1 protein-coding gene is annotated in these 365 nt (G+C 56.2%); it reads right to left on the minus strand.

The annotated features are described in order from the left end of the window. The coding region (locus ABT56_RS24325; protein ID WP_169753960.1) for a hypothetical protein at positions 1–365 on the minus strand (365 nt) is incomplete at both ends.

Here is a 365-nt window from a genome sequence, read left to right on the forward strand (position 1 = left end):
ACCTTGTCGATCACCTGCGCAGTCACTTCAACCTTATCGCCCACCACTGAACCTTCGACCAAAATACCGTTGGTTAGGTCAGCAGTGGTCACCTCACGGTCAACCAGTACGTTGCCATTGGTGTCGGTGATAATAATACGATCGCCCTCGACAGTGCCCGAAGCCAACGTCACTTTGGCAGTAACGGTACCGTCAGCCCCCAGTTCAGCACTGTTGTAGATACCGTCATTGTTGCTGTCGCCTAACAGTTCAACACTCGGGGCCGGTGCGGCGCCCGTATCGACCAAAGCACTGTCGCTGGCTTCCGGTGATGGGTTACCGACCTTGTCGATCACCTGCGCGGTCACCTCGACCTTGTCACCCAC

The sequence above is a fragment of the Photobacterium aquae genome (assembly GCF_001029445.1).
In the GTDB taxonomy this organism is placed as follows: Bacteria; Pseudomonadota; Gammaproteobacteria; order Enterobacterales; family Vibrionaceae; genus Photobacterium; species Photobacterium aquae.